General features: G+C 52.1%; 18 protein-coding genes. 16 read left to right on the top strand and 2 right to left on the bottom strand.

The window, feature by feature from the left end:
* Window positions 1-133 precede the first annotated feature (133 nt).
* Complete coding sequence (locus RB297_RS04935; RefSeq protein ID WP_375119915.1) at window positions 134-1669, top strand: glycoside hydrolase family 43 protein; 1536 nt, start codon at window positions 134-136, stop codon at window positions 1667-1669.
* 105 nt (window positions 1670-1774) lie between these two features.
* Here RB297_RS04935 and RB297_RS04930 read toward each other — a convergent pair whose 3' ends face one another.
* Entirely contained in the window at window positions 1775-2548 is a 774-nt protein-coding gene (locus tag RB297_RS04930) for a helix-turn-helix domain-containing protein (protein WP_096773848.1), read from the bottom strand.
* Between the two features lie 320 nt (window positions 2549-2868).
* Between RB297_RS04930 and RB297_RS04925 the strand changes: the two genes are divergently transcribed.
* The 13 genes from RB297_RS04925 (at window position 2869) to RB297_RS04865 (ending at window position 21044) form a co-directional block, all read left to right on the top strand.
* Entirely contained in the window at window positions 2869-4167 is a 1299-nt protein-coding gene (locus RB297_RS04925) for an endo-1,4-beta-xylanase (RefSeq protein WP_375120566.1), read from the top strand.
* A 98-nt stretch (window positions 4168-4265) separates the two neighbouring features.
* Window positions 4266-5300, top strand: a complete 1035-nt coding sequence (locus RB297_RS04920; protein WP_375120565.1) for an endo-1,4-beta-xylanase — start codon at window positions 4266-4268, stop codon at window positions 5298-5300.
* Between the two features lie 49 nt (window positions 5301-5349).
* Window positions 5350-6870 carry a glycoside hydrolase family 43 protein gene (locus RB297_RS04915; RefSeq protein ID WP_375119914.1) on the top strand — a complete coding sequence of 507 codons (1521 nt, stop codon included), beginning with the start codon at window positions 5350-5352 and terminating at the stop codon, window positions 6868-6870.
* A 19-nt stretch (window positions 6871-6889) separates the two neighbouring features.
* Entirely contained in the window at window positions 6890-7099 is a 210-nt protein-coding gene (locus tag RB297_RS04910) for a hypothetical protein (RefSeq protein WP_375119913.1), read from the top strand.
* A complete protein-coding gene (locus tag RB297_RS04905; protein ID WP_375119912.1) occupies window positions 7089-8633 on the top strand; it encodes an SGNH/GDSL hydrolase family protein in 1545 nt (514 codons plus the stop codon). The genes RB297_RS04910 and RB297_RS04905 overlap by 11 nt, the downstream gene beginning before the upstream one ends.
* A 72-nt stretch (window positions 8634-8705) precedes the next feature.
* Window positions 8706-9485: an alpha/beta hydrolase gene (locus tag RB297_RS04900; RefSeq protein ID WP_375119911.1), complete on the top strand. Its 780-nt coding sequence runs from the start codon at window positions 8706-8708 to the stop codon at window positions 9483-9485.
* Between the two features lie 104 nt (window positions 9486-9589).
* Window positions 9590-11857, top strand: coding sequence for an ABC transporter ATP-binding protein (locus RB297_RS04895; protein WP_375119910.1), 2268 nt, complete (start codon window positions 9590-9592; stop codon window positions 11855-11857).
* Window positions 11854-12384 (top strand): DUF1854 domain-containing protein, encoded by a 531-nt coding sequence (locus RB297_RS04890; RefSeq protein WP_096773843.1) that lies wholly within the window; start codon window positions 11854-11856, stop codon window positions 12382-12384. The genes RB297_RS04895 and RB297_RS04890 overlap by 4 nt, the downstream gene beginning before the upstream one ends.
* A 23-nt stretch (window positions 12385-12407) precedes the next feature.
* Window positions 12408-14621: an ABC transporter ATP-binding protein gene (locus tag RB297_RS04885; RefSeq protein ID WP_375119909.1), complete on the top strand. Its 2214-nt coding sequence runs from the start codon at window positions 12408-12410 to the stop codon at window positions 14619-14621.
* Window positions 14622-14918: 297 nt separating this feature from the next.
* The gene (locus tag RB297_RS04880) at window positions 14919-15299 is read left to right on the top strand and encodes a carbohydrate ABC transporter permease (protein ID WP_375119908.1); all 381 of its coding nucleotides are present in this window, start codon (window positions 14919-14921) and stop codon (window positions 15297-15299) included.
* A gap of 37 nt (window positions 15300-15336) precedes the next feature.
* On the top strand, window positions 15337-17205 hold the full coding sequence (locus RB297_RS04875) for a beta-L-arabinofuranosidase domain-containing protein (protein ID WP_375119907.1): 1869 nt from the start codon (window positions 15337-15339) through the stop codon (window positions 17203-17205).
* A 283-nt stretch (window positions 17206-17488) separates the two neighbouring features.
* Window positions 17489-19300 carry a family 43 glycosylhydrolase gene (locus RB297_RS04870; RefSeq protein ID WP_375119906.1) on the top strand — a complete coding sequence of 604 codons (1812 nt, stop codon included), beginning with the start codon at window positions 17489-17491 and terminating at the stop codon, window positions 19298-19300.
* Between the two features lie 352 nt (window positions 19301-19652).
* The gene (locus RB297_RS04865; protein WP_375119905.1) at window positions 19653-21044 is read left to right on the top strand and encodes an ABC transporter substrate-binding protein; all 1392 of its coding nucleotides are present in this window, start codon (window positions 19653-19655) and stop codon (window positions 21042-21044) included.
* Between the two features lie 95 nt (window positions 21045-21139).
* Here RB297_RS04865 and RB297_RS04860 read toward each other — a convergent pair whose 3' ends face one another.
* Window positions 21140-21922: a helix-turn-helix domain-containing protein gene (locus RB297_RS04860; protein ID WP_096773837.1), complete on the bottom strand. Its 783-nt coding sequence runs from the start codon at window positions 21920-21922 to the stop codon at window positions 21140-21142.
* 133 nt (window positions 21923-22055) lie between these two features.
* Here RB297_RS04860 and RB297_RS04855 point away from each other — a divergent pair, with 133 nt between their 5' ends.
* Together RB297_RS04855 and xynC are read left to right on the top strand one after the other, a co-directional pair.
* On the top strand, window positions 22056-22880 hold the full coding sequence (locus RB297_RS04855; RefSeq protein ID WP_375119904.1) for a sugar phosphate isomerase/epimerase family protein: 825 nt from the start codon (window positions 22056-22058) through the stop codon (window positions 22878-22880).
* 84 nt (window positions 22881-22964) lie between these two features.
* Window positions 22965-24230 (top strand): glucuronoarabinoxylan endo-1,4-beta-xylanase XynC, encoded by a 1266-nt coding sequence (gene xynC / locus RB297_RS04850; protein WP_375120564.1) that lies wholly within the window; start codon window positions 22965-22967, stop codon window positions 24228-24230.
* Window positions 24231-24356 lie beyond the last annotated feature (126 nt).

The following is a 24356-nucleotide window of genomic DNA, read 5'->3' as shown; positions in this document are numbered from 1 at the left end:
GATGAAGCCCGTAAAGCCGTTACTGGTCATATCTACCGTATTCGCGTTCGTTTGCATAATGTTTGTCTTTGCAAACCTTGCGAATCGTGGCCAAGACGATCCAAAACTGTTAAACCAGGAGTTGAGTGACCAGATGAGTGATGAAATCAAAGCAGGCAAGGCGGGAACTGAAATGATGGACCAGGGCAGCAGCGGCATGGATACGATTCGGGATGCGGACAGCACCCGCAGCGAGCCGTACGCGGTCGCGATCGGCAAGATTCCTCCGAATGGGAATCCGGTCGTCTCGCATAAATTCGGCGCGGATCCCTATGCGCTGGCAGTAGACGGACGTGTATATTTATATAACACGTATGACGCACTAGAGTATGACGGTGACGGGAACGTCAAGGACAACAGCTACAGCACGATCAACAAGCTGTCCGTCATCTCTTCTTCGGATTTGGTCAATTGGACCGATCACGGCGCAATCCAGGTTGCAGGACCGACCGGCGCTGCCGCATGGGCAACGCAATCATGGGCACCAGCGGCCGCGCACAAGGTGATTCACGGGGAAGATCGATTCTTCCTCTATTTTGCCAACAATGCCAGCGGCATCGGTGTACTGACGAGCGACAGCCCCGTTGGCCCGTGGATAGATCCTATAGGAAAGCCGCTGATCACAAGAAACACGCCTGGCGTGGAAGGAGTCACGTGGTTGTTTGATCCCGCCGTGCTCGTTGACGATGACGGGAAAGCCTATATCTACTTTGGCGGCGGCGTTCCGGAAGGCAAAGCCGAAATGCCGGATACGGCACGCGTCATGCAGCTTGGCGAAGATATGGTCAGCGTGCTTGGAGAAGCCGTCACGATTCCGGCTCCTTATATGTTCGAGGATTCAGGAATCAACAAGTTTGGTGGAAGGTATTACTATACGTACTGTTCCAATTTCTCCGGAGGAACGCAGCCGGAGAACAGTCCTCCTCCAGGCGAGATCGCTTATATGGTCAGCGAGCATCCGATGGGACCCTGGACGTATCAAGGGACTATTTTGAAAAATCCAGGGCATTTCTTCGGGGTCGGAGGGAATAATCATCACGTCATCTTTCAGCTCCGACAAAACTGGTATATTGCCTATCACGCCCAAACGTTGTCGAAATCCATGGGGGTTCCCAAAGGCTATCGCTCAACCCATCTGAACCGGGTTTATTTCGAGCCGGAGGGTACCATCAGGGAGATTGAAGCTGACATGGAAGGCGTGAAAGGGATCCAGCCGCTCAATCCTTTCCAACGAACGGAGGCGGTAACGATGGCATGGAATGCCGGAATTCAAGTCGATACGTCTACGGCTGCTGAGGACTCGCAGGGCGGCCCGATACTGACGGTCACGGACATCCATGACAAGGATTGGATCGCTGTGGCCAATGCTGATTTCGGGAAAGGAGCATCTGCTTTTACGGCTTGGGTCTCGGGTATAGATGCGGGAGGGCGGCTGGAGCTTCGGCTGGATCGTCCGGATGGAGAACGGATCGGCACGGTGGACGTACCGCCTTCATCCGGTACGGAACAGCGTAGGGAATTCTCCATAGAGGTTTCGGGCGCATCCGGCATCCATCATCTTTACTTCGTATTTACCGGGCAGCGGGATCAGAGGCTATTTGATTTCGAAGCATGGAAATTTCATCATTGATTGCTGATATTGCCTGTTCGTTAATAACATGATTGCATTCTAAAAAGGCGCTCTCGAAAAAAGCAGCGCCTTTTTTAGGTTTCGAGGTTATAATGTACGTACAAGTTAATGCTGGCCAGAGGCGATCTGAACTGTCTGCGATCCATGCATTTTTCTAAACATGTTAGCGCTTACGCCGGCATAGGACTTGAATTTTTTATAGAACCAGTCCATATCGTTATAACCCACCATGTCAGCGATTTCGTATATCTTCATGTCGGTGTGTACCAGCAAGAATTTCGCTTTCTCCATCCTCTGCTGCAACAGATATTCGTTAAAGGTCATCTTCTCGTGGAACTTGAATTTTTGGACTAAATAGGAGTAGTTGAAATGCATCCGCTCGGCAATTTCTTTCAAGGTGACGTTTTGATACTTCGAATCTTCCAAGTATTCCTTGACCTCTTGAATGACCTGATCCTCCTTTTCCGCATGGACATGGGACACTCTAAGACACGGATTCCCGTCACCGGAATCGGTTGCCGGCGTGATCATCTGCAAGCTGGAGCTGAGCTCTTCGATCGTGAACGGTGCTGGCAAATAATCGTTGACTTGCAGCTGCAAGGCTTTCCGGGTCCAATAAAAGTCCGTGCTGCCTCCGGCAACAATGATAGGGACTCGGCTTACGCACCGGATTTGTTCGCATAACTTCATGCCTGCGGAATCTGAACCGAACGCATGGATAATTACTACCGTGTAAGGCTCCAAGGCAACGAATTGCATAGCGGACGAGGAGGACCTGACGCAGCGGCACCGCGAGCATCTCAAATCATTCCAATCCGGCGGGCTTCCCGGTGTTTCTACATCATGAGTTTCCAGATCAACAAGCAGAATATCATGCACAATGCTTCCCCCTAACTTCTTTGTAATAACGCTTACATACGGTTTGATAACATTATGGGGAACGGAAGGCTGGATCACAATGTGCCGATCTTTATATTTCTAACCGATATTTACTTCTTACTGAATATAACCGGTATGTAAACGCGTAAGAAATTTTGACAACCTGAGATTGGACGGGTGAAGGACCCCAATTTGGCAGGTTGTTGCAAAAACAATGTAAGCGCTAATATGGAGTTATGATCATTCGGGCGGGGTTCCGGGTTCCGTACCGGATTTCTGTTTTTTGCTCGAAGCGGAAAGGAGGCAGTGTTTTGCTTCGTATGTCTAAACTCGGCAGATGGGCGGTAACGTCAGTGGCAACTGCGGTGGCAGCGTCCGTTGTTCTCCTCTTAATCGTGTCCTATATGGACAGCCGCAACAAGCAGGCCGCGGAAAGTCAGGCACAAGGAACACTGGAGGAAGGAGCCGCGGAGCTAAGGGGGAACTCCGAAGCGTCGAACGGGAATTCGAGTGCCGAATCCCCAGCTAGGGCAAACAAACCCGCGTCTACTGAACCGCAGGCACAACCGTCTGTACGGCAAGATATTCCATCGCTTCATGAACTATTCGAGGAGGATTTTCCGATCGGCGCCGCGATCGAACCGAATCAGACCAACGGCCCATCGTCGGAGCTGCTGAAGAAGCATGTCCGCTGGCTGGTGGCGGAGAACGCAATGAAGCCGGATGCGATCCAGCCATCGGAAGGCCAGTTTAAATGGACGAACGCCGACCGAATCGTGGAATTTGCCAAGGAGAACAACATGCAAGTCCGTTTCCATACCCTGGTCTGGCATACCCAAGTTGGTGCATGGTTTTTCCAAGATGCGGAAGGCAAGCCGATGGTGGATGAGACAGACCCCAAGCGCCAGGAAGCGAACAAAAAATTGCTGCTGGAACGCCTGGATACCCACGTAAGGACGATCGTCGGCCGATATAAGGGCGAGATTACGTCATGGGACGTGGTGAATGAAGTCATTGAACCCGGGGATCCGGATGGGATGCGCGCGAGCGATTGGTATAAAATTGCCGGTACCGATTACATCGCAACGGCTTTTCGAGCGGCTCGGGAAGCCGGAGGACCTGAAGCGAAGCTCTATATTAACGATTACGGAACGGATAACCCTGTGAAAAGGGGCCGTTTGTTTCAGCTGGTGAAAGATTTGCTGGAGCAAGGTGTTCCGATCGACGGTGTCGGACATCAGACGCATATTGACATGTATGGTCCATCGGTGGATTCCATCATCGCGTCGATGCGAAAATTCGCGGAGCTTGGCCTCGACAATCTCGTCACCGAGCTCGACATGAGCATTTATGCCTGGAACGACCGCAGCGATTACGGCCAAGATTTCCCGCAAGAAATCCTAAACCTGCAAGCCGAACGATATGGCGAGTTGTTTAAGGCATTCCGCCAAAACAAGGACATTCTTAGCGGCGTCGTATTTTGGGGCATCGCCGACGATCATACCTGGCTTCATGGTTTTCCGGTCGCACGTACCAATGCGCCTTTGCTGTTCGATCAACGACATCAGCCCAAACCGGCATTTTGGGCCGTTGTTGAGGCGGCGAAGACCAAGTTATAAACAGACGTTACCGCAGAGTCGAGCAAGAATTATGGATAAACAATTGTATAGCTCGATGCCGATTACCGAAAAAAACGTGATAAGGAGAAAGCCGAATGATGAGAATGAATGTGGAGAAGCTGCCCAAGCTTCATGAAGCCTTTGGAAATAGCTTCAACATCGGAGCTGCCGTGAATCCGATCACGATGGTGACCCAAAAGGAATTGTTGACGCACCATTTCAACAGCGTTACGGTGGAAAATGAAATGAAATTCGAGCGATTGCACCCATCGGAAGAGGTATATACATTCGAGCAAGCCGACCAGATTATATCGTTTGCCAAATCGAACGGAATGGCGGTGCGAGGACATACCCTCGTATGGCATAATCAGACGCCAGAATGGGTGTTTCAAAACAGCTCCGGCGGAAAAGCCGGCCGCGAGCTGCTGCTTGCGCGGATGAAAGCGCACATCGATGAGGTGGTTGGCCGTTATCGCGGAGATATCCATGCTTGGGATGTCGTGAACGAAGCCATTGCCGACAGCGGAAGCGAACTTCTTCGTTCTTCCCCGTGGCTTGCGTCAATCGGGGAGGATTTTATCGCCAAGGCATTCGAATACGCGCATGAAGCGGATCCGCAAGCGCTGCTGTTTTATAACGATTACAACGAATCCGTACCGGAGAAGAGGGAGAAGATTTACGCGCTCCTTAAATCGTTAAAGGAGCAGGATGTGCCGATTCACGGCGTCGGGCTTCAAGCTCATTGGAATCTGGAGTTCCCTTCGCTTGACGATATCCGCAGGGCCATCGAAAGATATGCAAGCCTTGACCTGATGCTCCATATAACGGAGCTTGACGTATCCGTTTTCACGCATGAGGATAAGCGGACCGATCTGGCGGCGCCGACGGAAGAAATGCTTGAGCGCCAGGCGGAGCGTTACGGACAATTGTTCCGGCTGCTTAAAGAGTACAGCGGCAGCATAACTTCCGTAACCTTCTGGGGCGCGGCGGACGATTATACCTGGCTGGATCATTTTCCGGTAAGGGGCCGCAAAAATTGGCCGTTTGTCTTCGATGAGAATCATCATCCGAAGGAATCTTACTGGAACCTGTTGAAGGAAGCCAGGGCAGATCAGACATTTCAGGATGTTTGATCGCGCACCGTTCCCAGCAGTCTCCAATAGTTGAAGGGAGAAACCATCTATGAACAAGACATTGATCACAAATCCGATCATATGGGCGGACGTGCCGGATGTGGATGTCATCCGCGCAGAGGATGCTTATTATATGGTCAGCACCAGCATGCATTCGATGCCGGGTTGTCCGATCATGAGATCCGAGGATTTGATGCATTGGGAAATTGTCGGTTACGTATATGATACGTTCGAAGACAATGAGGCCCATCGTTTGGAAGACGGCCAAAATATATACGGGCAAGGATCCTGGGCGGCCAGCCTACGCTATCATCAGGGCAAATTCTATGTTTGTTTCTCCAGCAACGATACCAGGAAATTTTACTTGTACTGCACGGACAATATCGTTCAGGGGCCGTGGCAGCGTTCGGTCATCGACGGACTTCGGCATGATCCGGGCCTGCTCTTCGATGATGACCGCGTCTTCGTAATCTACGGCAACGGGGATATTTACATCACCGAGTTGACCGCGGATACCACGGCTCTTAAATCGGACGGAATCCACCAGCTGCTGTTCAAAACGGAAGCGGAGGGTATCGGACTTCGCTGCGAAGGCTGCCATGCCTATCAAATCAACGGTTATTATTATTTGCTGTTCATTGAATGGCCGAAAGCAGGCTTCGGCAACGGCCGGCGCAGACAAATCTGTTACCGGTCACGGGAATTGCTCGGCCCCTATGAACGAAGAATCGTATTGGATGACGATCTCGGATACCGTAACAAGGGAATTGCCCAGGGAGGAATATTCGACACGCCGGATGGCAAGTGGTACGCGATGCTGTTCCAGGATCATGATGCCGTCGGCAGAATCCCGTGCTTGGTGCCGGTGGCCTGGGAGGAGGATTGGCCGGTGATCGGCATGGAAGGCAAGGTGCCGGAACGGTTTGATGTCGACTTGCCGCAAGGCGCGGAGAAGCCGCTCGTGATCAGCGACGAATTCGAATACGAATCGGATAAGCTGGCGCTGAATTGGCAGTGGAACCACAACCCGGATCATCGGCTGTGGTCGGTGACCGAACGCCCCGGTTTCCTAAGACTGACGACGGGCAGCTTGGCTGCAGGCGTGCTTCAGGCGCGCAATACGTTAACGCAGCGTACGGAAGGGCCTGCTTGCATGGGATTGGCCTTGCTGGATACGGATCGTATGAAGCCGGGCGATCGAGCTGGGCTTGTTGCCCTGCAAAGCCATTTCGGCACCGTAGGCGTTAAGGTGGCAGAAAACGGCGACAAGTTCATCGGGATGAGCGTGAACGATGGGGATGGCCTAGAGAAGGAGCTGGAAACCGTACGTTTTCACGGCAGGGATGTGCATTTGAAAATCCATTTTGATTTTGAAAACAGCAAAGATGTGGCTTCCTTTCATTATTCTGTCGACGGGTCGGAGTGGATGCCGATCGGCGGAGAGCTGAACATGCGGTATACGTTGGATCACTTTATGGGTTATCGGATCGGGTTATTTTATTATGCCACCACGCAAATCGGCGGCCATGCCGACTTCGATTATTTCCGCTACGAAAAAGCCGAACGGTAGAGCAGGAGGATGACGAGCCATGTCAGACCATGGGACGACAGCGGCAAATGAAACGGAAGGCCCGGCCGCACCGCAGGATCCGGCAGTCGGACGCCGCGGACTGTACATCCTGTATGAGACGATAATCGAAGCGACGATTCGTCCCGATGGGAAGTATACGCAAGAGATTTACCTGGACGGGAGCCAACTCGTCGATAGAGCCCGATTTACGGGGGGGTGTGACGGATGAAACCATTCTTGAGCTGCTAAAGAGCAGCAGCGGTCTCCGCCGGCTGGTGGACAGTATCGGGATCTCCGTTCATGCTCATGAACGAGACGTATCGAGCGCCCTATTCACATTTTGGAACCAGGGAAAAGCGAATCCATACGAAACGGCATTCCGGCAGAGTATAACCTGTCCAGCCAACGGAACGGAAACGCTCTTGGTTCTGGGCGACGACGAGGGTCGATATTCGGATGACCATGTTCCGGGCAAATTCGTCTTGGAGTTTGAGCGAGGGGGCGTGTTGGCAACGGCAAGCATCGTATTCTATCTTCGTGACGGTTACCAAGTTCCCGAGGTTGCAGCCGACCCGCCGGTCGATGTGGAATCACAAGCCTATCAAGACATGATTAAGAAATCGCTCATAAGCCCGGGCCATAACAAACGACTAAAAGCGGCGATCGAAAAAGCGAAGCGAGGCGAGCCCGTAACCATCGCCTACATCGGTGGTTCCATCACCCAAGGGGCCGGTGCTGTCCCGCTCCATTCCCAATGCTACGCATACCAATCCTATGACCTGTTCAAGCGAAGGTTTGCACCAGCCGCCGACAGCCCGATTCGTCTGATCAAAGCCGGCGTAGGCGACACACCGTCGGAGCTGGGCATCGTCCGCTATGATCGGGATGTGCTTCGAGAAGGGGAGGTACAGCCGGATATCGTGATCGTCGAGTTTGCCGTCAACGACGCCGGCGACGAAACGAAAGGAAACTGTTACGAGAGCCTGGTCCTCAAGGCTCTTCGTGCCGATCACAAGCCGGCGGTGATTTTGCTGTTCAGCGTATTCGTGAACGACTGGAATCTTCAAGACCGGCTAGCCCCCGTAGGCTGGCATTACAACCTTCCGATGGTCAGCGTGAAGGATGCGGTCACGGAACAGTTTCGATACAGCAAGGAGCAAGTCAACGTGATTACGAAAAGGCAGTTTTTCTACGACATATATCATCCGACCAATGCAGGACATCGGGTGATGGCCGATTGTTTGGGCTGGTTATTCGAGGTAACCGATCGTTCCTCCATCGACGAGGAGGACCTGACGGATGTACAGCCTCCGCTGATCGGAAACGACTTCGCCTTAACGCAGCTGCTTGATCGCAGGAATGGCGACCGCATCGCCCGCATTGATCCTGGCGGTTTTTCGGACACCGACACGGATCTGCAAATGGCGGAGCTGGACGATCATGCATACGGCACGCCGCAATTCCCGCACAACTGGATGCACACGGCCGATTCCGGCAAGCACAGCTTCAAGATGACCTTCCGGAGCAAGAGTCTCATCCTTGTTTATAAAGACTCCGGCAGCCGGGAATTCGGGACCGCGAAGATATGGGTGGACGGGAAGCTGAAGAAGACCGCCGATCCGCTTGAAGTGAACTGGACCCACTGCAATGCTGTGATTTTATACAATGATCCAAATTCGGAGGAACATTCGGTAGAGATCGAAATGGCGGAAGGCCACGAGGATAAGCGATTCACGATTCTGGGCTTCGGTTATGTTCCATAGCTTAAAGTTCCAAGGGTAGGCTTGATTGGGCATTAACCGGCGCAAAATCAATAAGATGAAGGGGAGAGGAATATGAAGGAGACGGCACCGGCATTGGCTGGATACGATCGGCCGCGGGAACATATCGACAGGGGAATAATCGAAACGGTGGAATATGCATCCGAAACGGTAGGCAACTTTCGAAAGGCGACGATCTATACGCCACCAGGGTATGGCGATGATAAAACGTACAACGTGCTTTATTTATTGCATGGGATCGGTGGTGATGAGTCGGAATGGCACCGCCATGCGGATCCGCAGACAATTCTGGATAATCTATGCGCGGATGGGAAACTCGCGCCGATGATCGTCGTTTTTCCCAATGGCCGTGCGATGCCGAACGATCGGGCTGAAGGGGACCTGTTTGATCCGGACAAAGTGAAATCATTCGAAACGTTCGAATTCGATTTGCTAAACGACCTGATTCCCTTTGTCGAGTCGCGTTATTCGGTATCGACAGGTCGGGAAAACCGTGCGATTGCGGGGTTGTCCATGGGCGGGGGGCAATCCTTGAATATCGGCTTGAAGCACCTCGACCGTTTCGCATGGATCGGCGCTTATTCCCCGGCTCCCAATACGAAATCTCCTGAACAGCTCGTCCCGCATCCGGAAGAAGCGTCGGCCAGGCTCAAATTGCTGTGGCTTTCATGCGGCGACGAAGACAGTCTTAAGCCGATTAGCGACCGGACGCATGCGTATTTGGCGGAGCACCAGGTTCCACATATTTGGTTTGAGGAACCTGGCGGACATGATTGGTCCGTATGGAAGAGCGATTTGTATCATTTTTCTCAGCACCTTTTTAAAGATAGCTAATGTGCAAGGAAGCCTTGTCCGTTTATGGCCGGGCTTTTTACTTTCAGCCAAAATGACCGAAAGGCGAAAAGATCATGACGTTACTGCCGAAGGAAATCATGTCCATGTTGGACAGAAAAGGTACAAAAGCCGCTGATCTGGTGCAATGGATGGAGTGTGACCGGTTGCCGGACGGCGGCTATACGGACGGATATCTCGTCTTGTCCCGGGAATATTTTCACATCTTTCGTGGCAGCGTCACTTCGAAGGAGAAGACGTTTTCGAGTGATGCAGCCCGCCGGAGCAAGGACGCTGGCAAGCCGGGGAGAGACCGTTCCGTCGATTGGGCATGGGAACGCATTCCCGTCGAACGATTGGAATCCCTGGTCATCGTTAATCTGGTCGCTTCCGGCATGGTCGTGGCCAAGGAGCGGGAAGAGCGAGTGATCGGCGCATTCACGAGCGGTCAAATGAAACAGGCCGTCCGATTTGCGGGAGCCTTCGACAAAATGAAGAAAAACGAGCGGTTGGAGGCCTTCAAACAAGACGAAGAATCGGAAGTGGCTTCCTGCCCGACATGCGGATTGATATACCCTGAAGAAGGCAGGCCATTCTGCCCGAAATGCATGAAGAGGCATGCCGTCTTCGCACGTTTGCTGTCGTTTGCGGGCAAGTATAAGCTGTCCATCTTCTTTATCGTGTTGTTTATGCTGCTCAATTCGGCGACCGGTCTCGTCATTCCTTATTTTCAAGGCACGGTGCTTTTTGATCAGGCGCTTGCCGGAAGTGGCGCTTTCGCGGGGAAGATCGGTCTTGTCATTGTGATCATTCTCGCATTCCGAACGCTATCGCTGTTATTCGGGGTCTTGTTCGGCACCATTATCGCAAAACTGGCGGCAAAGGTCGCATTCGATTTGAAATCGGCCGTATTTACCGCGTTGCAGCGGTTGTCGCTCGATTTTTTCATGCGTAGGCAGACCGGTCATCTCATGACCCGAGTGAATAACGACGCACAGGAACTGCAATATTTCTTCGTAGACGGGCTTTCTTATTTCATCGTAAATGCGTTGAACATCATCGGCATCACCGCCGTGCTTCTTTGGATGGATTGGCGGCTTACGCTGATTTGCCTGCTGCCGATGCCGCTGGTCCTCTGGCTTGTCCGGAGCGCGTTTCCGAAGTTGTGGCGCTTGTCCTGGCGAAGGCACCGCAGGGTGAGCGCCCTGAATTCAATCATCAGCGATTCGGTTCGCGGCTCGCGGGTCGTCAAGGCATTCGGTAAAGAAAAGGTGGAGATCCGCCGCTTTCAGCGGGCGAACGATGCATTCTCCGGGGCCGAACAGCGTTTCAACAAATTGAGCGGAACCGTGTTCCCGGTGCTCAATTTTCTGACGCAGGCGGGCGGGATCTTGATCTGGGCGTTCGGCGGTTGGTACGTGATGCAAGGCCGGATGTCGTTCGGCGCCGTGCTGACGTTCGTCAACTATATGATGATGCTGTACGGGCCGATTCAGTTCATGAACAATATCGTCGTCTGGTGGTCCAATTGCATGGCGGCGGCGCAGCGTATCTTCGAGATCCAGGATGCCGTGCCGGATGTAGCTGAGCGTCCTGGCGCCGTTCATTTGCCGGCGATGAAAGGCGATATCGTGGTCGATAACGTTTCGTTCGGCTACGAGCCGAACAAACCGATTTTGAAGCAGGTGTCCTTGTGCGCGAGACCGGGGCAGATGATCGGCGTCGTCGGCCATTCGGGTGCGGGGAAATCGACGCTTGTCAATCTGGTGTCGCGATTGTACGACGTAACCGAGGGGGAAATCCGGATCGACGGCGTCAATGTCAAGGATCTTTCGACAGCTTCACTACGGCGTCATATCGGGATCGTATCCCAGGATGTCTATGTGTTCTCGGGCAGCATCGCCGAAAATATCGCGTACGCCGATCCCAATTGCCAGGCGGAGGACATTCTGCATGCGGCCAAAATCGCGAATGCGCACGATTTCATCGAAAAGCTGCCGGACGGCTATGATACCCAGGTCGGATCGGGCGGTTACAGCTTGTCCGGCGGGGAGAAGCAGAGGCTGTCGATCGCCAGGGCCGTGCTGCACAACCCAAAGGTGCTCATTCTAGACGAGGCGACCGCCTCGCTCGATACGGAGACGGAGCTGCAAATTCAGCAGGCGCTCGATTCGCTTGTCAAAGGACGGACGACGATCGCGATCGCCCACCGGCTGTCCACGTTAAGGCAAGCCGATTTCTTGGTTGTGATGGATAAAGGCGTCATCGTCGAAGCGGGCACGCACGACGAGCTGATGGCGATGGAGGGCGTCTATAGGGAACTGGTCCGCAAACATGACGAAGCGCTCAGAATGAAGGGGGAGATCATCGCATGACGACGATGGACGAACATCTGGGGACAGAGCTGGCGGATGCGGCAGGCATCCGATATTTGACCCCGGGCAATACGGATTTTACGGAGACGAACGGACGTATGCTATCGGTCTGTACCGGGGGCGAAGTGCATTCGCCGGTTTACGTGCATTGTTCCTTTCCGCATACGAACCAGCGCTCATTCTTGTCGATTCGTACGGCGGATAACAAGGAGATCGGCATGATCCGCCATCTTGACGATTTTCCCCAAGGCACGGCCTCCCTGATTGAAAGGCAGATGATAATCCGCTATTTCACGCCAGAAATAACGAAGGTTATTGCCGTAACCGAGGAGTTCGGCTATTCCTATTGGGAAGTTGCAACGACTGCCGGACTGTGCAGGTTTACGGTGCGAAACGGCAGCGGCAACGTCAAGTTCGCGGCGGAGAACCGCCTGCTGATTATCGACGTCGACGGAAACCGATTCGTCATCCCGCAGGTGGACCATCTGAGCGACAAGGAGTACCGAATGGTCGAAATGAGATTGTAAACGGCGGTAACGGAGGACAATCGATGAATTTGAATTTCACGCTTTCAGAGCAGGATCTAGCGGCGGTGCGGCAAGTCGTCGGAGCGGAGATCGCTTATTGCGTCCCGGCCGACCTGTCACTGGAAGGGCGGCGGGTGGAAGGCTATCTTGCGATCGGCGGTGGCAGGTGGGCCTATGTGCAAGACGGCCAGGTGCGAGACGAGGGAAACATCGCGGACGCCAGCGATTATAAGCTGGTGCCTTTCGTTGGCAATGCAGTGCTCGAAGCCACGGAGAACGAGACGAAGCGAATCGTCGTCCGAGTGACGATGCAGCATGCGGCCAGGTACGGCTATATCGCCCAAATCTTGAATGACATGGCTGCCAATCGCCCCATCCGTATTTATCATGATGAAGCGGATCCGGTTTGTGCAGCTTGCGGACGATCGCTCGTCCCGGGTACGCGGGTGTGTCCCCGATGCATGAGCAGAACAGCCGCTTTCAAACGACTGCTTCTCGTGTCGAGAAGGCACTGGCGAGGCTTAATGCTTGGGCTTGGCGTTCTGATCGTCGCTTCGGGGCTGGCGATGGCTGGACCCTATTTCCAGAAGCTACTCGTCAACGCTGCGCTGCTGCCCCCCGCCGGGCAAGAAGCGAACGTTAGGGTGTTCTTCCTTGCCCTCGCCGGGATGCTGTTCGCCCTGGCCTTCGGCGAGCTGCTCGGCATCGCCAAAAACCGGATCATGGCCAGCGTCAGTACGGGCATTGCGGCCGATTTGCGCAAAACGGTATTCGATCGGATTCAGAACATGTCGCTCGGATTTTTGACGTCCCAGCGGGCAGGAGACCTGATGAACAGGGTGACGGCCGATACGGACCGGATCCGTCATTTGATTCAGGAGATGTGCACAACGGCCATCTACCAACTGATCATCCTGGTCGCGTCAGCGGCGCTGCTCTTTACCGCCGATTGGCGGCTAGCGCTGGTCGTGCTCCTTCCCGCTCCGTTCGTTGCTTATCTGCACTACCATATTTGGAGACGCGTGCTGCACAAGCTGTTTCACAAGCAGTGGCGCATCTCCGATAAGGCGAACTCATTCCTTCACGACGTTTTAAGCGGCATCCGGGTCGTGAAGGCGTTCGGCCAGGAAGAGCGGGAAATCCGCAGATTCCGGAAATACAACGGCGAATTTGCCGCAGCCGCGATCAAGAGCGAGAAATTGTACAGCGTTTTATCGCCGATCTCGAATTATTTGATTCAGATCGGCCAATATCTCGTCCTCATGATCGGCTGCTACATGATTATCGGCCGGGAAATGAACGTTGGCGAACTGATTCAGTTCAGCGCTTACGCCGCAATGATATTCGGGCCGATCTCCTGGTTGATGTTCATGCCGCGCTGGATCGCGAATGCCGTCATATCTATGCATCGTGTATTCTCGGTGATCGACGAGCAGCCGGAAGTCATCGATGCAAAGAACGCGGTGGGCCACCGGATTCGGGGCTCGATCGAGTTCCGCGACGTTTTTTTCGGTTACCGATCGTATGAGCCTGTTCTGAAGGAAATCAACCTCACCGTGAAGCCGGGGGAGATGATCGGACTCGTCGGCCATTCCGGATCGGGCAAATCAACGACGATCAATCTGATTTCCCGTTTTTATGATGTGAACGAAGGGGAGATTCGGATCGACGATATCGATATCCGGATGATCCGGCAGGAAGATTTGCGCTCGCAGATCGGAGTCGTGCTGCAGGAGACGTTCCTGTTCAGCGGGACGATTGCGGAGAACATTCAGTATTCGAAGCCGGGCGCGAAACCGGAAGAAGTAATCGAGGCGGCCAAAATCGCGAACGCGCATGATTTTATCATCAATTTGCCCGACGGTTACGATACGAGGCTCGAAGAGAACGGGAACAACTTGTCTGGTGGCGAGCGTCAACGCATAGCGATCGCACGGGCCGTGCTGAACGATCCCCGAATCCTCATTCTGGACGAGGCAACGGCTTCGCTTGACATCGAGACGGAAGCCGCCATCCAGGAAGCGCTGAAACGGGTGACGAAGAATCGCACGACGATCGCTATCGCGCATCGTCTATCCACGCTGCGAAATGCTGACCGGCTTATCGTCCTTGATAAGGGGCGGATCGCCGAAATCGGCACGCATCGAGAATTGATGAAAAAGCAGGGGATCTACTACAAACTGATCTCCGCCCAGCGCGGCATGTCCCGCAAGAGCGACCCTTCCGTGGTGGTATGACGCCGCCAGATGCTTACTGTGAAATAGACGATATGGAAAACACAAAGATGGATCTTTATGAACGTTGGAGAAATTGAGCCAAGTTTCCTATTCTGAGCTGCTGCCCGACATAGTAAAGATTTCACTGAACTGTTCACCCGGGTGACCCTAAGTCTGCAAGATAGCTGGGAAAAAACACGCTGTCGACCGGAGACAGGCTGAAACGGTTTAAGGGAGGGCTGAGAGGATAAGGGGCTGATCGAACCTATTTTCAATTCGGCCGATATTTACTTATTACCTCCAGCCAGCCGGGAGTGGATGGATGATTATGAGAAAGTGGTGCCGGGTCATCGCATAGAACGATCCCCAAATGACGAAGCAGCTCTTGTTGACGGAGAAGGTTATTTTTACATTTTCACGCATGTTATTTTTCCTTTATCCAATTCGGCCGTCATTGTGGTTGCGCTGTTTCAGTTTCTGGGTGTGTCGAACGATTTTTTTGGCCCGCTTGTTTACATCAACAAGGAATCTAAGTTCACGCTGGCGCTTGGCCTGCAGCAATTTATTGGCTATTACACAGCTCAATGGGAGTTGTTGATGGCGGCGGCCACGATGGTTCTCGTTCCGCCTATTATGCTGTTTATGTTAGGACAAAAGTACTTTATTAAAGGCATTGCGGTATCCGGGCTGAAAGATTAAAAGCTCGTTCTGCCGACATATCGAAGGGAGGAACTCAATGAAAGCATTGAGAGGCAAACAGGTCATTTTGAAAGAGCAAGAACTGATTCGCAGGGAACGAGCGAACAGAAGCTATCTGATGAAGCTGGACAGCGGTCATCTGTTGTTTAATTATCATTTGGAGGCCGGAAGATTTCATGGAAGAACGATTCCCGAAGGTGCGCACGGCGGTTGGGAAACGCCGGTATGCCAATTGCGCGGCCATTTTCTTGGTCATTGGTTGTCTGGTGCGGCGTTGCATTATGAAGAAAGCGGCGACATCGAATTAAAGGCCAAACTGGATGCTATTGTGCATGAGTTGCATGAATGCCAACGCGATAACGGCGGTCAGTGGGTCGGTCCGATTCCCGAAAAATATCTGCACTGGATTGCAAGCGGAAAAAGCATCTGGGCGCCCCAATACAATTTGCACAAAATATTAATGGGGTTGGTCGATGCCTGGCAATATGCCGGTAATCGGCAGGCCCTGGATATCGTGGATCGGTTCGCGGACTGGTTTGTCGAATGGAGCGGCACATTCACAAGAGAGCAATTCGACGATATTCTCGATGTGGAGACAGGCGGAATGCTTGAGGTTTGGGCCGATCTGTTGCACATAACCGGAGCGGACAAATATCGTGTGCTGTTAGACCGGTATTATCGCAGTCGGCTCTTTCAACCCTTGCTGGAGGGCAAGGATCCGCTTACGAATATGCATGCTAACACTACGATACCGGAAGTGCTCGGTTGTGCGAGAGCTTATGAGGTTACCGGAGATGACAGGTGGCTGTCCATCGTCCAAGCGTATTGGAATTGCGCTGTAACGGAAAGGGGAAGCCTTGCGACAGGCGGTCAAACCGCTGGAGAGGTCTGGATGCCGAAGATGAAGATGAAGGCCCGCCTAGGTGACAAAAATCAGGAGCATTGTACTGTCTATAACATGATCCGACTAGCAGATTTCTTATTTCGTCAATCTGGCGACCCTACCTACGCGCAATATATCGAGTACAATCTATACAATGGCATTATGGCGCAAGCCTATTATCAGGAATATGGTTTGACTGGTAGTCAGCATAACTATCCTAGAACCGGCCTGCTGACCTATTTCCTCCCCATGAAGGCCGGTCTGCGCAAGGAGTGGAGCACGGAAACCGACAGCTTCTTCTGCTGCCACGGCACAATGGTTCAGGCGAATGCGGCCTGGAACATGGGAATTTATTATCAGGACGGGGATATCGTCTATATCAGTCAATATTTCGATTCCGAGTTGGAAGCAAGTATCGCTGGAACCCTCATACGGATCGTACAGACGCAGGACAAAATGAGCGGGAGCCTCCTATCCTCGTCTAACACGGCCGGGTACCAAGCTATTAATGATACAGCGTCGATAAATGAAAATATACCTACTTTTCGCAAATACGATTTCATTGTATCTGCTGCCGCACCGACAACGTTCACGCTCCGCTTCCGCATACCTGAGTGGATCATGGCGGGAGCATCCGTGTACGTCAATGACGTTCTGCAGGGGACGACTCTGGACAGCGAGAACTTCTATGACATTCACAGAGCATGGAAGGAAGGCGATACCGTCTCGATTATGCTGCCAATCGGCATTCGGTTTGTTCCGCTACCGGACGACGAACGAACAGGTGCCTTCCGATACGGGCCAGAAGTGTTAGCAGGCTTGTGCGAATCTGAACAGCAGCTCTATATGAGGGATGAGGATATTGCGTCCGCTATCGAGAACGAAAATGAACGTGAATGGGGGAGTTGGCGGTATTTCTTCAAGACAGTCAACCAGGAACCTGCCATCACGTTCAAACGAATTCGGGATATCGGGTACGAACCTTATCAAATTTACTTCAAAGTAACGCGTACAAAATTATAGTGAAGAGAGAAAAATAAAATATTCTGTGTGTCCAGCCGATCATCATCCATTCCTGCGATAGATCTAGGCTGAGGACTAGTACGATCAAACAGGAGGATACTGAGATCGGTAAAATTGCCATTTCCGTAATGGAGATTTGAGAGATGTAAGTTGTCGGAGGTTTCATATAACGTTCCTGTTCGGCGGGACGATTGGAGTGAATATTCATTACTCGAAGCCGGGTGCAAAGATGGAAGAGATTATTCTTGAAAAGCCTCATCCGTTAGGAGGGAAGAAGCAGCGTATGGAAAATGAAATTCACAGCGTTCTCTGCTATACGAGAGAACCGCTTGAACCGGAAATCTATTCCCCGAAGCTTGCATATAGCATGCATCTCGCTTACACCGATGACGGAATGAGTTATCGGGAGCTTAATCACAACTCGGGGGTGCTGTTTGCTAAAGCCGCCGAGCGCTCAAACGCCACGCTGTCCGCCAAGAGTTTGAAGAATCCGTACCTGTTCCACATGGCTGACGGAAACTTTGGCGTACTGGCCATTCGGACGGAAGCGGACGGTTCTCCCGATCAGCAAAGCAAGGGCTCGGTGCTCTTGTTCACTTCCCCGGACTTGCTGCAGTATCGGGAGCTCGGTCTGTTGAACCTAACGAACGGGCTTCATGTACAAGATATCATGTGCGAATATGAACATGCTTCCCGAAGGTATATCCTTCGTTGGCGTGAAGAAGACGGTAGGTATTATCAAAGGGAAATGGCGGACGTGACATGCCCGGACGACGCTGCCAAGCCGAAGCCGTGCGAAGCTTTCACGCTAAGCCCGAGACGCGTCGACATTGAAGGAGCAGTGCCCCGCAATGCGATTCGTGTATCGCGAGGCGTGGCTCAGAGGCTGATTCATAAGCTTACGGTACCGGTTCATGTGCGTAATGAACTGCCGGAGCGTGTGGTCGTTACGTCCAAAGAACAGTTACAAGCCGTTAAAGTGACGGCGATATACAGTGATGGCACAACCGCGATCAAGCCGATTGAGTGGGATGCGTCCGAGATCGATTGGAGCCGTCCCGGAACTTATCGCATTTCTGGAAGCATTCGGCAGGATCGCTATACGTTTCCTATGGCGATGAACCGTGCCGACCCTTGCATTGCGCAGTGGGACGGAAGGTATTATTTTGTCGCGACCAATGATGCCGACGGCAACCATACGATATCGATCCGGGAGGCGGATTCCATATTCGGTCTGGTCTCGGCAGGAGAAACCAAAATCCTGGATACAGGCATGCATGATCATCTGAAGCGATTTCTGTGGGCGCCTGAGCTTCATGGCATCGGCGGCGATCTGTATATTTTTCTTGCCGGCGGCAGCGGCGAATTCAAAGACATTCAATCGCATGTTATGCGGTTAAAGAATGGCGGCAATCCGAGAATGGCTGCGGATTGGGGGACCCCGATCCGGGTCGCCAGGCATGACGGAAGCCCGCTGTTTCAAGCCGGCATAACGCTGGACATGACCGTATTAGAGCGGAAAGGCCGTTTATATGTGCTCTGGGCGCAAAGGGAATTGGTACCGCATGACCTGGGCTCGTGGATCTATATCGCCGAGGCGGATCCGAGGGAACCGTGGAGACTGATATCGGAGCCTGTCCTGCTGTCCAAGCCCGATTACGGCTGGGCGAACAATCAAACGTTCGTGGAGGAAGGGCCCTTTGCACTCATGACAGACCGGAAGATCTTCGTAACGATATCCGGTGCTCTGGTCGATGCCACGTATTGCGTCGGCATGCTCAGCGTCAATTCTGACGCTGATTTGCTTGACCCGAACCAATGGACGAAGCGAAATTACCCGCTGCTAACCTCCAGAAGCGTGCCGGGCGAATACGGGCCAGGACACAATTCTTATGTGAAGGACGAGGAAGGAACGATCTGGAGCGTATATCACGCTCGTCCAGGCATCGGAGAGCCCCGCTGCTCGGGTCTCCGTCGCGTGCATTTCGACGTTGACGGTGAACCGATGCTGGGCTTGACGGAAGAGAAGGACCTGAATCCAGCGCTTGCGTCCGTATACCTGGATGTGCAGGTGGAAGCATTGGTGGAAGGCTGATGGAACAACAACTTTTCTGGGTTTGTGCGAATTGTTGAACATGAAGAACAAAAGAAGCGCCGTGTTCCCGTGTGCGGGTACGCAGCGCTTCTTTTGCGTTTTGACGACGTGAACCCGAGGTTAATCCTTTGCCAATGATGAATTCAGATTGGGCACACCGTCTAGCCGATGCTCATGCGCTTTCCACTTTCCGGCCCTTTGCGTTGCCCAGAGCATCAACACTTTTAGAATTTACAAATCATGTTTAGTTTCTCTCTGGTCCGTTAAAGCAAGCAGTTATATGATCTTGGTAGCTACAAAATGTAAGCGCTGCAACATGAATGCAGCCATGACCAAGGGAGGGGAATAACGCATGTGGATGCGTAAGATCAGTCTGCTGTTCTGCAGCCTGATTCTGGTGATCATGACGGCATGCAGCAGCGGTTCGGGCGGTGATCTGAAGTCGAGCGAACCCGGCATAGCGAATGAGGCCGTCAACGAGCCTGGAGTGAAAGACGAGGAACGGGCAGACGAACCAAGCGCCCAAGAAGACATAACCGGTACGCCGGAAATGGATTTTGATATGGGCGGCAGCACCATCAAATGGGTGTCCTGGTATGACGAGTCCATTCAGGAAGACAACCCTGACAACATTAATCGGAAACGAAATTTGGAAGAGTTAATGGAAAAGCATAATTTTAAAATGGAATACGTAACCGTGGATTTCGGCGAATATCAGGACAAGGTGACAGCTTCGCTGGTAGCGGGCGAACCGATCGGCGATATCATCCGGGTTGCAAGGCCATGGATGATTCCGACGCTGGTCAATCAGGGTTTGTTCGCGCCAGTGGATGAATACACCAAGAATGAGAAGGTATTCATACAGCAGTACACGAACGAGTACTCCCAATACGAAGGAAGAGGCTACGGATTTCGGACCGGCATCAACGGCGCATCATCCGGCATTTTCTATAATCGCACGCTAATGAATCAATTGGGCATAAAGCCGTTGCAGGAATACGTCAACGAAGACAACTGGAACTGGGACACATTCATTCAAGTCGCGAAAGAAGCGAACAAAGATTCAAATAACGACGGCAAGTTGGATATTTGGGGGCTTGCAACCGCTTCCTTGCTGGTTCCTGCCATGGCTTCGAACGAGGCGAATCTGGTCATTCTCGATCAGCAAGGACTCGAGGATCCAAAAACCTTGGAGGTGCTGAACTTCTTGTCGCGCCTCGCAACCGAGTCGGTTGGGAGACCAACGGAAGGGGGAGACTGGACCGAGCCGGGCCAATTTTTCCGCCAAGGCAACACATTGATGCTTGCCGGCAGCGACTATGAAATGGAGAACTTCAAGCAGGACATGCCGGATTACGATATCGGCTTTCTTCCATTCCCGAAAGGGCCAAGCGCCACAGGGTATCATTCGCATAATACGATCCCAAACTACTTGACGATTCCAAGCGCGGTGGAGCATCCCGAACGACTGGTCTACATTTATGAGAAAATCAACGATATCGACTCGATCTACGACTATCCGAAACAATCTACGCTGGAGACTTTATTCAGCAACGAGGACGATATTGAAAATGCCAAGATGGCCGGTGAGAGCATTAAAGTGATCGATACCGAGAGCGGATATCCATCGATGCCTTATTACGATTTTATAGGGGAGATCATGGAAGGCATCCCGGTTTCGACGGTCGTCGAGAAATATAAAGCGCCGTTCCAGGCCGCGATTGATACAGTTTGGAAAAAGTGAGCAGGGATCGTCAAGCATAACAGCTGCCCTCGCATCCTCTTTCGATTAGGAGGGCGGCTTCAGGTAAAGCCATTCGTGTTGGAAAGTGATTTCGATTAATGCCTCTTAATGGCAGAGGGAGGATAGCCTTTCGATTCCTTGAACACTTTGCTGAAATAGGAAAGGTCATAAAAACCGCAGCATTCCGCGGCTTCCGTTACAGTACAATTGCCGGTCGCCAGCATGATTTCAGCATTATTTACGCGAACGCGCTGCAGGTATTCCTTGTAGGTCGAACCGGTGTTTATTTTGAATAGTTTTCCTAAATAAACGGGGTGAAGATTGAACTGCTCGGCAAAATCGTTTATTGACAAGTCCTCGGCATAGTGTTCTTCGATGAATGCGGTCAGTTTCTTGATCCGCGGATCCATATGCAGGATCGTTTGGCGATGCATGGCGTGAAGCAGCCGGTGGAGAATGAGTTCGAACAATGCACGTGCATGAATCATATAAAACGGTTGTTTATTCATCCACACGTGGTTGAACTCCCGGATGTAGGCAAGAATCTCCTTGGTGATCAATTTCTTTGTGACCACGCCAAACGGAAGCCGGATATAATTATGCGGATCGGCCCAGAAAAAATTGAACGGATACGCATGCATGGGCGATTCCTTACATGTATGGGCTTCTCGTACGCTTCCTCCGGGAACGTATACCAGGTCGCCTGCTTCGACTGCAAATTTTTTGCCGTTAATGTAGTAGTTTGCCCGGCCCTCAACAACGAACGTCAAATCATGAAATCCGATTCGGGACTTCTGAATTTTCCAATCCGGATAACATTTACGGTCTACGAACAGAAAGATATTCGGTACGAGATGAGGGTGATATTCAAGCTCCATGCGAAAATCGCCTCCTTTTAAAAAAATTGTAACGTCTTAATGAACTTTTACAACCTGTGATTGGATTGTAATTTTACTATGGAATCGCCGCTTGCGATTATCGAAATTTTCAGCTAAGAAAGGGAATGGTCGAATGATCACGTTAACCGGGTTTGCGGATGAGATCTCCCCGGATTTGGAGGAACAGCTGGATGTCCTTGAATCCGAAAGCATCCGTTATCTTGAGCTTCGAGGCGTATGGGGGAAAAACGTGCTGCAGTTGACGGAAGAAGAGTTGTCTGGCATAAAAGAACGATTATCGCAGCGGGGAGTCGGAGTCTCCTCAATCGGATCGCCGATCGGGAAAATCCAAATCACCGACGACTTTGAACCTCATCTCGAACATGCCAAGCATGCCGTTCGTTTGGCTAAGTATTTCCAGGCGCCTTATGTCCGCGTGTTTTCCTTTTACATTCCCGACGGAGACCACGAGAAGTATCGGCCAGAGGTAATACGGCGCATGCTTCGGCTCGCTCAGTTGGCAGAGCAGGAAGGCATTGTACTGCTTCATGAAAACGAAAGCCATATTTACGGAGACACCGGCGAGCGATGCTTGGAGTTGCTTCAATCAGTTTCGTCCCCCCATTTGCGGGCGGCATTCGATCCGGCGAATTTCGTGCAGTGCGGCGTGAAACCCGTAGGTGAGGCCTACCCATTGGTCGGCGACTATACGGCGTATATCCATGTCAAAGACGCCATGATGGGGAAGGGGATTGTCGTGCCCGCAGGCGATGGAGACGGCGAGCTACGTCTGCTCCTTCAAGAGCTTAGCCGCAGGCGGTATTCCGGCTTTCTGTCTTTGGAGCCGCATCTGCGGGCCGCTGGAAGGTTCGAGGGATTCACGAATCCCCAACTATTCGTCGAGGCTTCCAAAGCGATAAAGCGATTGCTAGCTGAGGAAGGGATGGAGTGGAATTGAAAGGCCAGATATGAATTTAACCCGAGTGCATCCTGTCACGAATCCAATAAAAATTATGGGAGGAGCAGTCTCATGAATCGTTTCTTGATTTCACGTTATAAGAAAGCCATAAGTGCATGTTTGGCCCTTGTCCTTGCGTTGTCCCTTTTGCCGGCACCTGGCGATGTTGCCGCAGCCAGCGACGCCGTTGTGAATGTATCGTCTGAGAAACAAGTGATTCGCGGTTTCGGGGGCATCAACCACCCGGCATGGATCGGAGATTTGACGGCAGCACAGAGAGAAACCGCATTCGGAAACGGAAACAACCAGTTAGGATTCTCGATATTAAGAATCTACGTGCACGAAGACCGAAATCAGTGGTACCGTGAACTGGATACGGCCAAACGAGCGATTGCCCTTGGAGCTATCGTATTCGCTTCGCCATGGAATCCGCCCGCCGACATGGTCGAGACCTTCAACCGCAACGGCGATACGTCGGCAAAGCGACTTCGTTACGACAAGTATGCCGCGTATGCCCAGCATCTTAACGATTTCGTAACCTACATGGGAAACAATGGCGTGAATCTCTACGCGATTTCCGTCCAGAACGAGCCCGATTATGCGCATGACTGGACGTGGTGGACGCCGCAGGAAATGCTTCGCTTTATGAAAGAAAATGCCGGATCGATCAACAGCAGAGTGATCGCACCGGAATCGTTCCAATATCTGAAAAATATGTCGGACCCGATTCTAAATGATCCCCAGGCGCTTGCCAATATGGATATTCTTGGCGCTCATCTGTACGGTACCCAAGTTAGCAATTTTGCGTATCCATTATTCAAACAAAAAGGAGCGGGAAAAGACCTCTGGATGACCGAGGTGTATTACCCGAACAGCGACAACAACTCGGCGGATCGCTGGCCTGAAGCCTTGGATGTGTCTTACCATATCCACAATGCGATGGTAGAGGGAGATTTTCAAGCTTACGTATGGTGGTATATCCGCAGATCCTACGGTCCGATGAAAGAGGATGGCACGATCAGCAAACGCGGCTACAATATGGCTCATTTCTCCAAGTTTGTCCGTCCCGGCTATGTCAGGGTGGATGCCACGAAAAATCCTGAAACGAACGTTTACGTATCCGCCTATAAAGGCGACAACAAAATCGTTATCGTTGCCATAAACCGGAACAACTCCGGGGTCAATCAGAACTTTGTCCTTCAGAATGGATCCGTTTCGCAGGTATCAAGGTGGATCACGAGCAGCAGCAGCAATCTTCAACCCGGAACGTCTCTCAATGTAACAGGGAACAATTTCTGGGCTCATCTTCCCGCGCAAAGCGTTACGACTTTTGTAGGTGAACTCCGGTAACACATCGTCTACGGTACTGTTAACAAAGCGTATGTTAAGGGCTGTCTTCAAGTCACAAGGGTGACTTGGAAGGGCAGCTCTTTGTTCTGGGCTGGTAATCAGTAAGGAAATCCGCGAAGTGCCGAC

This window comes from Paenibacillus sp. CR_12, assembly GCF_041953985.1.
GTDB classification, from domain to species: Bacteria; Bacillota; Bacilli; order Paenibacillales; family Paenibacillaceae; genus Paenibacillus_AQ; species Paenibacillus_AQ lautus_A.
Note: the sequence above shows the minus strand (reverse complement) of the source record. Positions and strands in the feature narration are given on the sequence as shown.